Annotated in this window: 13 protein-coding genes; 12 read left to right on the plus strand and 1 reads right to left on the minus strand. The window is 59.4% G+C overall.

Translation table 11 applies throughout. From position 1 onward, the window contains the following. Nucleotides 1-14: 14 nt before the first annotated feature. Complete coding sequence (locus JYB84_RS05705) at nt 15-899, minus strand: 1,4-dihydroxy-2-naphthoate polyprenyltransferase (RefSeq protein WP_207322465.1); 885 nt, start codon at nt 897-899, stop codon at nt 15-17. Between the two features lie 187 nt (nt 900-1,086). On the opposite strand from JYB84_RS05705, the gene JYB84_RS05710 reads away from it, so the two are divergent. The 12 genes from JYB84_RS05710 to mmsB all read left to right on the plus strand — a co-directional run bounded on the left by JYB84_RS05710 (nt 1,087) and on the right by mmsB (nt 13,178). Then, on the plus strand, nt 1,087-1,977 hold the full coding sequence (locus tag JYB84_RS05710) for an SDR family NAD(P)-dependent oxidoreductase (protein ID WP_207322466.1): 891 nt from the start codon (nt 1,087-1,089) through the stop codon (nt 1,975-1,977). An 89-nt stretch (nt 1,978-2,066) separates the two neighbouring features. Next, on the plus strand, nt 2,067-2,933 hold the full coding sequence (gene tesB, locus JYB84_RS05715) for an acyl-CoA thioesterase II (protein WP_207322467.1): 867 nt from the start codon (nt 2,067-2,069) through the stop codon (nt 2,931-2,933). Further along, nucleotides 2,934-3,329, plus strand: a complete 396-nt coding sequence (locus tag JYB84_RS05720) for a YbaY family lipoprotein (RefSeq protein ID WP_207322468.1) — start codon at nt 2,934-2,936, stop codon at nt 3,327-3,329. Nucleotides 3,330-3,343: 14 nt separating this feature from the next. Next, nucleotides 3,344-3,910 carry a nucleotidyltransferase family protein gene (locus JYB84_RS05725; RefSeq protein WP_207322469.1) on the plus strand — a complete coding sequence of 189 codons (567 nt, stop codon included), beginning with the start codon at nt 3,344-3,346 and terminating at the stop codon, nt 3,908-3,910. Nucleotides 3,911-4,202: 292 nt separating this feature from the next. Continuing rightward, on the plus strand, nt 4,203-4,841 hold the full coding sequence (gene ompW / locus JYB84_RS05730; protein ID WP_207322470.1) for an outer membrane protein OmpW: 639 nt from the start codon (nt 4,203-4,205) through the stop codon (nt 4,839-4,841). A gap of 186 nt (nt 4,842-5,027) precedes the next feature. Continuing rightward, nucleotides 5,028-5,972 carry a homoserine O-acetyltransferase MetA gene (gene metA / locus JYB84_RS05735; RefSeq protein WP_207322471.1) on the plus strand — a complete coding sequence of 315 codons (945 nt, stop codon included), beginning with the start codon at nt 5,028-5,030 and terminating at the stop codon, nt 5,970-5,972. A 260-nt stretch (nt 5,973-6,232) separates the two neighbouring features. Then, nucleotides 6,233-7,417 carry a thiolase family protein gene (locus tag JYB84_RS05740; protein ID WP_207322472.1) on the plus strand — a complete coding sequence of 395 codons (1,185 nt, stop codon included), beginning with the start codon at nt 6,233-6,235 and terminating at the stop codon, nt 7,415-7,417. Between the two features lie 116 nt (nt 7,418-7,533). After that, a complete protein-coding gene (locus JYB84_RS05745; protein WP_207322473.1) occupies nt 7,534-9,027 on the plus strand; it encodes a CoA-acylating methylmalonate-semialdehyde dehydrogenase in 1,494 nt (497 codons plus the stop codon). A gap of 83 nt (nt 9,028-9,110) precedes the next feature. After that, a complete protein-coding gene (locus JYB84_RS05750; RefSeq protein WP_207322474.1) occupies nt 9,111-10,268 on the plus strand; it encodes an acyl-CoA dehydrogenase family protein in 1,158 nt (385 codons plus the stop codon). A gap of 54 nt (nt 10,269-10,322) precedes the next feature. Beyond that, nucleotides 10,323-11,096, plus strand: a complete 774-nt coding sequence (locus tag JYB84_RS05755; protein ID WP_207322475.1) for an enoyl-CoA hydratase — start codon at nt 10,323-10,325, stop codon at nt 11,094-11,096. Nucleotides 11,097-11,105: 9 nt separating this feature from the next. Beyond that, complete coding sequence (locus JYB84_RS05760; protein ID WP_207322476.1) at nt 11,106-12,206, plus strand: enoyl-CoA hydratase/isomerase family protein; 1,101 nt, start codon at nt 11,106-11,108, stop codon at nt 12,204-12,206. A gap of 60 nt (nt 12,207-12,266) precedes the next feature. After that, the gene (mmsB, locus tag JYB84_RS05765) at nt 12,267-13,178 is read left to right on the plus strand and encodes a 3-hydroxyisobutyrate dehydrogenase (RefSeq protein ID WP_207322477.1); all 912 of its coding nucleotides are present in this window, start codon (nt 12,267-12,269) and stop codon (nt 13,176-13,178) included.

Here is a 13,178-nt window from a genome sequence, read left to right on the forward strand (position 1 = left end):
TGTTGCCCAGCTTATCAGCCCTTGGCGAGCACTATCAGTAAACCTGCGCAAAACAGCAGACTGAAAATCAGCGTCAGGCGGGCGGTGCGCCCCAGCAGCGGATTGAGGTCGGCGCCGCTCAGCTCGGCAAATTCCCGCGCCAGACGGCGGGCTATGATGAGCGACAGTCCGGCGAGAAACACCGGCCAGCCCGGTAACAGCCCCATCAGGAAACCACCGATTATGATGCCAAAGGGCAGGTACAGCAGGGCCTGATAGAGGATCCTCGCTTGGGCCTCACCCAGACGCACCGCCAGGGTGCGCTTGCCGGCCCGCTCGTCTGTGACCATGTCACGGGTGTTGTTGACCAGCATGATGGCGGCATTGAGTGACCCTATGGCCGTGCCCAGTAACCAGGCCTCCAGGTTGGTGTGTCCGGCCTGCAGAAAATAACTGCCGACCACGGCCACCCATCCGAAAAACACCAGCGCTGCCACTTCCCCCAGACCGTGTGATGCCAGCGGGTAGGGGCCGCCGCTGTAACCCAGGGCTGCCAGCATGGAAGCCGCCGCCAGCAGGGCTATGGGCAGGCCACCGTGCCAAATCAGGATACCGCCGACCGCCAGTGCAGCCAGCAGGCTGGCTATCATGGCCAGGCGCACCTTGTGGGGCGCTATCAGGCCGCTCTGGCTGACCCGCACCGGCCCCAGTCTGTCTTCGGTGTCTATGCCGTGTTTGAAATCGAAATAATCGTTGGCCAGATTGACCGCCACCTGCAGCAGCAGGGCGCAGACAAGGGACGCTATGGCTATGCCAACATGAAAGCTCTCCAGCCCCAATGCCAGGGCGTTGCCTACCAAGAGTGGACCTATGGCGGCGGGCAGGGTACGGGGCCGTATGGCCAGGAACCAGGGATTCATCGCGGGGCGAATGTCCTTATTTAATGGCTAAAGGCGCTTAGCATAACAAGTTTTGGCGTCCTTGTGAGCTGGATCTGTTATTGATAAAGCCACTGTATCTTCATGGTTATTTTGTAACCAGTGTCAAGGTTTTACCCGGGGGCCTGTGCTTTATTTGGCTTGAGGATTCCAGTGAAGGAGCAGACTCATGCGTTTTGACAATCAGCGGGCACTTATCAGCGGTGCCGCGGGTGACCTGGGACGGGCCTGTACGCTGGCGCTGGCGGAGCGGGGGGCGACCCTGGTGTTGGTTGACAGACCCGAAGCCGCCGAGAACATGGCCTATTTGCGCCAGTCCCTGGCGACCCTGGGCTGTGAGCCCAGATGCATCAGCCTGGATCTGGCCGACAGCCAGGCCGTTGCTGCCATGGCCGAAGAGGTGCTGGCAGAAGGCCCGGTGGATCTCCTGCTCAACAGCGCGGGCATTCGTGTTGCCAAACCCTTTGGCCAGCTGACCCTGGCCGATTGGCGCGCTCAGATGGCGGTGGATCTCGATGCCGCTTTCCTGCTGACCCAGGCATTCTGGCCCGGCATGTTGGCACGCAAATATGGCCGGGTACTGATGATGAGCGCTGCCACCGCGCTGTTCGGCGATCCCGATATGTGTGCCTATGGCAGCGCCAAGGCCGCGCTGCTGGGCCTGACCGCCAGCCTGGCCAAAGAGGGCGCCGAGCACAATGTCCATGTCAACAGCCTGAGCGCCCTCGCCGCTACCTCGATGACGGCCGGTCATTTGGCGCCCCAGGTGCAGGAGCTGTTTCCCAAGGAGCTGTGCACCGCCGCCATGCTGTTCCTGCTCGGTTGTAAGGCGCCTAACGGCCATCACCTGCAGGCCGCGGGCGGCAGTATCAGCGAACTGTGCCTGGCGGAATATCGCCATCTGTATCTGCTGCCCGAGCAGCGCACGCCGGAAATCCTCGCCCAACGTTGGGGCGACATAGTCCGAGCCTATCCGGTACTGGAACACGGCAGTGGTGAGGAGCAGACTCTGGCGCTGGCGCGCCGTGCCGCCCGGGAAATGGGCGTCAGCATTGACTGACGGCTGTGGGAGCGCGGCTCCGCTCCTCTGGTCAGTGGGGGCTCATGTCTGATAATCTTGGTTAATCCAAGGTTTAGCTGTGAGTTGCCATGAGTCAGGTATTGAACGACCTAGTGTCTTTGTTGTCCCTGGAACAGCTGGAAATCGGCCTGTACCGGGGCCAGAGCCAGGATCTGGGTTTTGGCCATGTGTTCGGCGGCCAGGTGATGGGCCAGGCCCTGAGCGCCGCCCGCCAGACTGTGGATCCCGAACGCAAGGTGCATTCGCTCCATTCCTACTTCCTGCGTGCCGGCGATGAGAAACTGCCCATAGTCTATGACGTGGAGATCATGCGCGACGGCGGCAGTTTCAGTGCCCGCCGGGTCAAGGCGGTGCAAAAGGGTCGGCCCATCTTCTACATGACCTGCTCCTTCCAGACCCCGGAAGAGGGGTTTTCCCACCAGCAGACCATGCCCCAGGTGCCGGGCCCCGAAGGCTTGCTGAATCAGCAGGAGCTGGCCATGACCCTGAGGGACAAGGTGCCGGCCAAAATGCTGGAAAAATTCATGGCCGATGCGCCGATTGAGATGCGCCTGGTGGCCCCCCACAGCGCCGTGGCGCCGGCATCACGGGAACCGAACCGCTACGTGTGGCTCAGGGCCAACGGCGACCTGCCCCAGGACAGCTGCATGCACGATTACCTGCTGGCCTATGCCTCCGATTTCAATTTTCTGGTGACCGCCGCCCAACCCCACGGGGTGTCTTTTTTGACGCCGGGGATGCGGATGGCCACCATAGATCATGCCATGTGGTTCCACCGTCCGGTCGATATTGGCCAGTGGTTGCTGTACAGTATCGACAGCCCCAATGCCAGCGGCGGCCGGGGCTTCGTTAAAGGGCATTTTTTCAATCGCCAAGGTGAATTGGTGGCATCGGCAACCCAGGAGGGACTGATGCGAATGGTAAAGGATAAATAAATGAAATTGTTGCAAACCCTGTGGCTTGGCCTGGCATTGTTGTTCTTGGGGGGCTGTGTCACCGTTGAGCCGCCAAAGCCTGTGATAGTCAATGGTGCCGCCGGCTATCTGGAGAAGCTGTTGTTGCCGCCGGACAGCAATATCACCATTGCCATCATAGATTTGGACACGCCCGGCGTGATTGTGGCCCAGAAGAGCTTCAACATAGTGCGTGCGCCCGTGCCCTTTAAATTCATATTGCCGGCGGAAACCGTCGATAAAGGCATCAACTATGGCGTGGTGGCCATGATAAAAAATCAGGGCAGGGTGCTGTTCCAGACCTATGATCGCTTCCCGGTGATCAGCAACGACAAGTACACCACGGAAGTCATAATGCGGGCCGTGGCCAATCCCTGAACCGCTTGCCATCCATGTCTCCCTTAGACCTGCGGCTGCTTACCCTGGTGGCCGACTGTCCGCTGCGGATGCGGGCCCTCAGGCATGCCGCGGCCGTCATGGCTGATGCCGGCATCGGGGACTGGTATCTTGCGGCCGGCGCGATTCGCAATCTGGTGTGGGACCAGTTGCACGGTTTTGTCAGCCCAGTGCCGGCGGATCTTGACCTTATCTACTTCAACACCCCGGACGGCGACATTGAGTTGGAGCTGCAATTGCAGCAACGCCTCCTACAACTCTCGCCGGACTTACCCTGGTCGGTCAAAGATCAGGGCCGGATGCACCTGAAAAGCGGTGATGAGCCTTATCACTCCACCCTTGAGGCCATGGGCCGCTGGCCAGAGCAGGAAACCGCCATAGGGGTGCGGCTTGAGGCCGGAGGACTGCAACTGGCGGCTCCCTTTGGACTTGAGTCCCTGTTTGACCTCAGGCTCAGCCCCAATCCGGCGCGCCCCCTGGCGCTGTTTCACTCCCGTCTGCAAGCCAAGCGCTGGCTTGTGCAATACCACCTGCTGCGCGCCCTTTCTGTGGCGGCCGATTAAGCTCTTCCAACATTCCTCTGTGGCTATTGTTCCGCGGCAACGGACGCCTTTTCACTGTGACAAGGATTTCGTGAAGATGCCGTATGTCAGCCGGTTACCGGCCGAGTTCAGCCTCTGAATTTGTGATCTGATTCATGGGCTCATTACCCCAAACTGGGTATCAGATCCTGAATTGATTTGGATCAAGAAAAAAATGCAAACACTCTGGCAGGGTAGCCGTCATTCGAACGGGATCAGCCCAAAAATAACCCGGGCGCCCAATAAATAAGCCCAAGTGGCCAAATGGAGATTGATGATGAAAAAGAGCACCCTGTCTGCTGTTATCGCCGCCACCCTGCTGAGTGCAGCCCCTGCCATGGCCCACCAGGCCGGAGATATCCTGGTCCGTGCCGGTGTTGCTACCGTAGCCCCCAATGAGTCCAGCCCAGTGGTGGCCGGTGTGGCCGAATTTGGCGTCAGTAACAACACCCAGCTGGGTTTGAACTTTGGTTACATGCTGACCGACAACTGGGCGGTGGAACTGCTGGCAGCCACACCTTTCTCCCACGATGTCAGCCTGGGTGCCCTGGGTAAGATTGCCGAAACCAAACACCTGCCACCCACACTGATGGCCCAGTACTACTTTGGCAACGCCAAGTCCAATGTCCGTCCTTATGTGGGCTTTGGTATCAACTACACCAACTTCTATGACACCAATTTCACCAACGATCTGGATGGTGCCCTGACCGATCTGAGCCTGAGCACCTCTTTGGGCTGGGCCGCCCATGCCGGTCTGGATTACCAGTTGAACGACAAATGGATGCTGAACGCCTCCGTGTGGTACGCCAAGATTGATACCGATGTGAAGTTCAAGCTGGCCGGTGAAGCGGTCAAGGTTAACACCGACATCGACCCTTGGGTCTACATGGTCAGCGTTGGCTATAGCTTCTAAGCAAATTACTGACTGAAAAGGGCGCCTGCGGGCGCCTTTTTTATTGCCCGGTACGGGAGGGCTACTGGCGGGGCAAAAGCAGAATACTATTCAAGTTGGCGGTATAGACATCCAGATGTCTTGGTGTATGATTGTGGCATTAAGGGGCCAAGGCCCTGGTTTTAGGTGAAAGAGGCACACAGCACTATGCCGGTAAAAATTCCCGATAACCTGCCGGCGGCAGGGATACTGGAGTCGGAAAATATTTTCGTCATGTCCGAGACCCGGGCGGCGCACCAGGACATCAGGCCGATGAAGGTGTTGGTCCTGAATCTGATGCCCAACAAGATAGAGACAGAGACCCAGCTGCTGCGACTGCTTGGCAACACGCCGCTGCAGGTGGATGTGGAGCTGCTGCGCATTCACGACCGCGAGTCCAGGCACACGCCGCTGGATCATATGAACACCTTCTACCGCGATTTCGAGCAGGTGCGGCACAAGAATTACGATGGCCTTATCATCACGGGGGCGCCCCTGGGGCAATTGGACTTTGCCGAGGTGGAATACTGGGATCATATCCGTGAAATCATCGACTGGTCCCAGCAACACGTGACCTCAGTGCTGTTCCTGTGCTGGGCGGCCCACGCCGGCCTGTATCACCTTTACGGGGTGGAAAGGCGGATATTGGCAAGCAAACGTTCCGGCGTGTTCAACCATCGTCGCAGCCTGCAACACTTTCCGCTGCTGCGGGGCTTTGACGATGAGTTCTTTGCACCCCATTCCCGCTATGCCGAGATCCCCCTGGCCGAACTGCAGCGCCATCCCGCGCTCAACGTGCTGGCCGAATCCGATGAGGCAGGGGCCTATCTGGTGCTCAGCAAGGACAATCGCAATCTGTTCGTGATTGGTCATCCCGAGTATCAAAAATCCACTTTGGGTGATGAATATCAAAGAGATACCTTGGCGGGTCTCAACCCCTCAGTGCCGCTGAATTACTTCAGAAACGACGATCCCGCGCAGGAGCCCGTAGCCCGCTGGCACAGCCATGGCAGCCTGCTGGTGAGCAACTGGCTCAATTACTATGTGTATCAACTCACCCCCTACGATTTGTCCGATATGAGTGCCAAGACCCCCTGGGAATCCAAGGTCTGATATTACCCCTTCGGCGGCGGCCCGATTGCCGGGCCGCCCGCATCCTTAAGCCCCGCTATGGGCTGCGTTCGCTGTAAGCAAACTGTAAATACAGAGTGACAATATAAGCCTGAGAAATGCGGCTCATTAGACCAATTACTACTTGCTTTACGTTCGCGTAAACGTCAGAGTGCAGATATTGGGCCGCCATCCCTTGGCGGCAGTGTGTTTGCGACGCCCGGACCCAGCTCCGGCGCCGGTTAGTCAATCTGGAGTGTGAAATGAGTGTAACTGATCAGGATATCGTCATTGTTGCGGCGAAACGTACCGCCATGGGTGGCTTTCAGGGCAGTCTGGCCTCTGTGCCATCGCCCAAACTGGCAGCCACTGCGGTCAAGGGCCTGCTGGATGCCACGGGCGTTGCCGGTGAGCAGGTTGATGAACTCCTGATGGGCTGTGTGTTGCCGGCCGGTCTTGGTCAGGCGCCTGCCCGTCAGGCCGCTCTGGGTGCCGGTTTGCCCCTGTCCGTCGGTGCCACCACGGTTAACAAGGTGTGCGGCTCTGGCATGAAAACCGTGATGCTGGCCCACGACCTCATCAAGGCCGGCAGTGCCGAAGTGGTGATCGCCGGTGGTATGGAGAGCATGAGCCAGGCACCTTACCTGCTGGATAAGGCCCGCGGCGGTATGCGCATGGGCCACGGCAAGGTGATGGACCATATGTTCCTCGACGGTCTGGAAGACGCCTACACAGGTGGTGCCATGGGCACCTTCGCCCAGAAAACCGCCGATGACTTCGGCCTGACCCGTGAAGCCATGGACGCCTTTGCCCTGAGCTCACTGGAAAAAGCCAATGCGGCCATCAGTTCAGGTGCCTTTGAAGCCGAAATCGTGCCCGTGACCGTATCCGGTCGCGGTGGCGACGTGGAAGTTAAAATCGACGAGCAGCCAGGCAATGCCAAGCCGGAGAAGATCCCGGCCCTGCGTCCGGCCTTCGCCAAAGACGGCACCATCACAGCCGCCAACTCTTCCTCCATCTCAGATGGCGCCGCGGCGCTGATGCTGATGAGCCGTGCCAAGGCCAGTGAACTGGGTCTGGAGGTTATGGCGACCATCAAGGGTCACAGCACCCACGCCCAGGAGCCATCCATGTTCACCACTGCGCCCGTCAGCGCCATGGCCAATCTGCTGGCCAAGCTGGGCTGGAACAAGGACGAAGTGGATCTGTATGAAATCAACGAAGCCTTCGCCATGGTGACCATGCTGGCCATCAGCGAGCTGGGCCTGGATGGGGCCAAGGTGAACGTCAACGGCGGTGCCTGTGCTCTGGGCCACCCAATCGGTTGTTCCGGTGCCCGTCTGCTGGTGACCCTGATCCACGCCCTCAAGGCCCGTGGCCTCAAGCGCGGTATGGCGTCTCTGTGCATTGGCGGCGGCGAAGCCACCGCACTGGCCATAGAGATCTGATAACCGGCGCTGACAGCGACTAGACTCAACAAGACCGGCCTGCGGCGAGAACCAATAATGATTCCAGGGTTCAGCCGCGGCCATCAGCTTAACCTCGACTCTCAAAGGGAAGCGATATGACCACTCAAGTTAAACATTACATCGGCGGCGAATTTACTCCAGGTACCGGCGATCGCGTTATCACAGTGACCAACCCGGCCAACAACGAGGCCATTGCCCAGATCAACTGCGCCACCGATGCCGAAGTGCACGGTGCCATTGCCAGCGCCAAGGAAGCCTTCAAGACCTGGAAAGAAGTACCTGTGTCCGAGCGCGCCCGGGTAATGCTGCGTTACCAGCACCTGCTGAAAGAGCACCACGACGAGCTGGCCACCATTCTGGCCAAGGAAACCGGCAAGACCTTCGACGACGCCAAGGGCGACGTCTGGCGCGGTATCGAAGTGGTTGAGCACGCCTGTAACATCGCTTCCCTGCTGATGGGTGAAACCGTTGAGAACGTAGCCCGCTCCATAGACACCTATTCCTACATCCAGCCCCTGGGTGTGTGCGCCGGTATCACGCCGTTTAACTTCCCGGCGATGATCCCCCTGTGGATGTTCCCCCTGGCCATTGCCTGCGGTAACACCTTCGTGCTCAAGCCTTCCGAGCAGGATCCCATGACCCCACAACGTCTGGTGGAACTGTTTGAACAGGCCGGTGCGCCAAAAGGCGTGCTGCAACTGGTACACGGCGACAAGACTGCTGTGGATATACTGCTGCGCCATGAAGACATCAAGGCCATTTCCTTCGTCGGCTCTGTGGGCGTGGGTCAATACATCTACAAGACAGGTACCGACCACCTGAAGCGCGTACAGGCCTTTGCCGGTGCCAAGAACCACTGCGTGATCATGCCCGATGCCAACAAGCAGCAAGTGATCAACAACCTGGTGGGTGCCTCTGTGGGCGCTGCCGGTCAGCGCTGTATGGCCCTGTCGGTTGCCGTGTTCGTCGGTGAAGCCAAAGAGTGGATCCCCGAGCTGCGTGATGCCATCGCCAAGGTCCGTCCCGGCCTGTGGGATGACAAGGAAGCCGGCTACGGCCCGCTGATCAGCCCCGCCGCCAAGGCCCGGGTACTCAAGCTGATTGAACAGGGTAAGGCAGAAGGCGCCGACTGTCTGCTGGATGGCTCCGACTTCACAGTCCCCGGCTACGAGTCCGGCAACTGGGTTGGCCCCACCATGTTCGACAAGGTGACCACTGACATGAGCATCTACAAGGAAGAGATCTTCGGCCCCGTGCTGTGCTGCATGGAAGCCGAGTCCCTGGATGCGGCCATCGAGCTGGTGAACGCCAGCCCCTACGGTAACGGCACTTCCATCTTCACCGCCTGTGGCGCTGCGGCCCGCAAGTACCAACACAATATCGAAGTGGGTCAGGTGGGTATCAACGTGCCTATCCCTGTGCCGCTGCCATTCTTCTCCTTCACCGGTTGGAAGGGCAGCTTCTACGGCGATCAACACGCCTATGGCAAGCAGGCGGTTCGTTTCTACACCGAAACCAAGACCATCACAGCCCGCTGGTTTGAGTCCGATATTCCAAGCGGCCCCAACATGACCATCACCCTGCGTTAATCGCGGACTTTCATCCACACGCATAGGCCGGCAGCATTGCCGGCCTGACACATTAAGTGACCCCAGAGTCACGGGAGTTCCAGATGGATTTCAATTTAAACGAAGACCAACGCCAGTTTGCCGATCTGGCCCGCCAGTTTGCCGCCGAAGAGCTGGCCCCCTTTGCCGCCAAGTGGGATGAAGAACACCACTTTCCGAAAGACGTGATCCAAAAGGCCGGTGAGCTGGGCTTCTGCTCGCTCTATTCCCCCGAGTCCGAGGGCGGCATGGGCCTGTCCCGTCTCGACGCCTCGATCATTTTCGAAGAGCTGGCCATGGGCTGTACCGCCACCACAGCCATGCTGACCATACACAACATGGCCACCTGGATGGTTACCACCTGGGGCAGCGAGTCCCTGCGCGCCGAGTGGTCCGAAGCCCTGACCACGGGTCAGAAGCTGGCCTCCTACTGCCTGACCGAACCCGGTGCCGGCAGCGACGCCGCATCCCTGGCCACCAAGGCCGTGCGCGAGGGCGACGAGTATGTGATCAACGGCAGCAAGATGTTTATCTCAGGCGCCGGTGCCACCGAACTCTTGGTGGTGATGTGCCGTACCGGTGAGGCCGGTCCCAAGGGGATCTCCGCCATCGCCATTCCCGCCGATGCCGAAGGCGTGATCTACGGCAAGGCCGAGGACAAGATGGGCTGGAACGCCCAGCCAACCCGTCTCATCACCTTTGAAAACGTACGCGTCCCGGTGGCCAATCTGCTGGGTGAAGAAGGCCAGGGCTTTACCTTCGCCATGAAGGGCCTGGACGGCGGCCGTATCAATATCGCCACCTGTTCTGTGGGTACCGCCCAGGCGGCCCTGGAGCGCTCCATCGCTTACATGAACGAGCGCAAGCAGTTCGGCAAGCCGCTGGCCGCCTTCCAGGCGCTGCAATTCAAGCTGGCCGACATGGCCACCGAGCTGGTGGCCGCCCGCCAGATGGTGCGCCTGGCCGCATTCAAGCTGGACAACAAAGATCCCGAAGCCACGGCCTATTGCGCCATGGCCAAGCGTTTTGCCACCGATGTGGGCTTCGCCGTCTGTGACGCCGCGCTGCAAATTCACGGTGGTTACGGCTACATCCGTGAGTACCCACTGGAGCGTCATTTCCGCGATGTGCGGGTACACCAAATTCTTGAAGGCACCAATGAAATTATGCGCCTGATCATCTCCCGTCGCCTGTTGGACGAGAGTGCCGGCTCTATACTGTAAGAAGGCCATAATTGACGGACTTTTCAGTCCACCCCAAGAGATAAGGAGAAGCACATGTCATACATCAAGGAACGCATTGAAGGTCATACCGCCATATGGACCATCAGCAATCCGCCGGCCAATACCTGGACCGCGGACAGTCTGGGTGAGCTTAAGACCAAGGTCATAGCGCTCAACCACAACAAAGATATTTATGCTCTGGTGCTGACCGGTGAAGGCGAGAAGTTTTTCTCCGCCGGTGCCGATCTCAAGCTGTTTGCCGACGGCGACAAAGACAACGCCCAGGCCATGGCCGATCACTTCGGTCAGGCCTTTGAAACCCTGAGCGGCTTCCGCGGTGTGTCCATCGCTGCCATCAATGGCTACGCCATGGGCGGTGGCCTGGAAGTGGCCCTGGCCTGCGATCTGCGCATTGCCGAAGAGCAGGCCGTAATGGCACTGCCTGAAGCCACAGTGGGCCTGTTGCCCTGCGCCGGTGGCACCCAGAACCTGACCGCCCTGGTGGGCGAGGGCTGGGCCAAGCGCATGATCCTCTGCGGTGAACGCCTCGACGCCGCCAAGGCCCTGAGCCTGGGTTTGGTGGAAGAAGTGGTGCCGACCGGTGAATCCCTGAATGCCGCCATTGCCCTGGCTGCCAAGGTCGCCAAGCAGAGTCCCTCTGCGGTCAAGGTGTGTAAGCAGCTGATCCAAAGTGGTCGCAACATGCCCCGTAACCAGGCACTGCCTCTGGAGCGCGAGCTGTTCGTCAGTTTGTTTGATACCGAAGATCAGGCCGAGGGCGTCAATGCCTTCCTGGCAAAACGCGCTCCGGCGTGGAAAAACTGCTAAGGAGGCGCCGTGTCACAACAGAAAGTGATTTTCCAGACCCTGGGCACTGCCTCGGGCAAGTTAATCGGGGTGGCGACCCTCAATGTGGAAGCCGCCCTCAACGCCCTGGATCTGGATATGGTGCGGGCCCTGACGGGCCAGCTCCAGGCCTGGCATAACGACAGCAATATCGCCATGGTGTTGCTGGACGGTGCCGGTGACAAGGCCCTGTGTGCCGGTGGTGATGTGCGTGCCCTGTATAACGCCAGCAAGGAAAACCCCGGCAGCACAGAGACCCTGGCCAAGACCTTCTTCGAAGAGGAATACCGCCTCGATTGCCTGATCCACAATTTCGGCAAACCTATCCTGGTGTGGGGCGATGGCATAGTCATGGGTGGCGGCCTGGGCCTGATGGCCGGTGCCAGTCATAGAGTGGCCACCGAGCGCTCGCGCATTGCCATGCCCGAGGTCACCATAGGTCTGTATCCGGATGTGGGTGGCAGCTATTTTCTGTCACGTATGCCCGGCAAACTGGGTATGTTCCTGGGGCTGACCGCCTGGCAAATGAACGGCGCCGATGCCTTCTTTGTCGGCACCGCCAATTTCTTCCTGGGCAGCAACGACAAGGAGCCCTTGATGGACGCCCTGGCCGAAGTGGCCTGGAGCGACGATGAGGCGGCCAACAGTGCGGCGCTGAGCGCCGTGCTGGAAAGCAGGCCACAGCCTGAGCAGGCAAGCGTGCTGCGCAAATACGAAGACGAGATCAACGCCCTGTGTGAGGGCAGCGTGGCCGACATCATGGCGCGCTTCGAGGCCCTGGATAACCCGGACTTTGCCCGTGCCCGCGGCGCGCTGCTGGCCGGCAGTCCCCTCAGTGTGCAGCTTATCTGGCGTCAGGCACAGCTGGACAAGGGCATGAGCCTGGAAGATTGCTTCCGCTGGGAGCTGGGGGTCAGCGTCAACTGCTGTGCCCTGGGTGACTTTGTTGAAGGGGTGCGCGCCCTGCTGATAGACAAGGACAGGAACCCAAGCTGGCAGTTTGCCCATGCCACAGAGGTCAGCGACGAGGCCATAGCCAAACTGCTGACCGCGCCCTGGTCAGCCGAGGCTCACCCATTGGCCGATCTCTGAGGCCCAACCCGACGATGAAACCACCGCAACAGCGGTGGTTATCCCTATAAGGAGTCAGTGATGACAAAGATTGCGTTTATTGGTCTGGGAAATATGGGCGGCCCTATGGCTGCCAATCTCATCAAGGCGGGCCACAGCCTGCAGGTGTTCGATTTGATGCAAAGCGCCATGGCCACCCTGGCACAAGCCGGTGCCAAGGCCTGTGACAGCGCCATTGAAGCCGCCACCGGTGTCGATGTGGTGATCACCATGTTGCCGGCCGGCAAGCATGTACGTGGTCTGTATTTGGGCAATGGCGCTACCCAGGGCCTGATAGAGGTGGTGAATCCCGGCACCTTGCTGATAGACTGCTCCACCATTGATGCCGGCAGTGCCCGCACAGTGGCAGAAGCTGCCGCCGCAAAAGGCCTGGAATTTATCGACGCCCCCGTATCCGGTGGCACCGCAGGTGCCGCGGCCGGCACCCTGACCTTTATCTGTGGAGGCACGGATTCGGCCTTCGAGCGTGCCAAACTGGTACTGGCCAACATGGGCGTGAACATATTCCACGCCGGTGGTCCAGGTGCCGGTCAGGTAGCCAAGATCTGTAACAACATGCTGTTGTCCGTACTTATGGTGGGTACCAGTGAGGCCCTGTCTCTGGGCATGGACAATGGTCTGGATCCCAAGGTGCTGTCGGACATCATCAAGGTGTCCAGTGGTGGCAACTGGACCCTGGAGAAGTACAATCCCTGCCCGGGCGTGATGGAGAATGTGCCTTCATCCAAGGGTTATCAGGGCGGCTTTATGGTGGATTTGATGGTCAAGGATCTTGGCCTGTCCCAGGAAGCGGCGCTGGCGAGTCAATCAAGCACCCCCATGGGCGCCTTGGCCCGCAGCCTGTACGTGTCCCATGCCAGGGCCGGCAATGGCAAGCGTGACTTCTCCAGTATTTTTGAACAATTTGCCAAAAGCGAAGAAAAAAAGGGATAA

Origin of the sequence: Shewanella cyperi (genome assembly GCF_017354985.1) — a bacterium.
Classification (GTDB): Bacteria; Pseudomonadota; Gammaproteobacteria; order Enterobacterales; family Shewanellaceae; genus Shewanella; species Shewanella cyperi.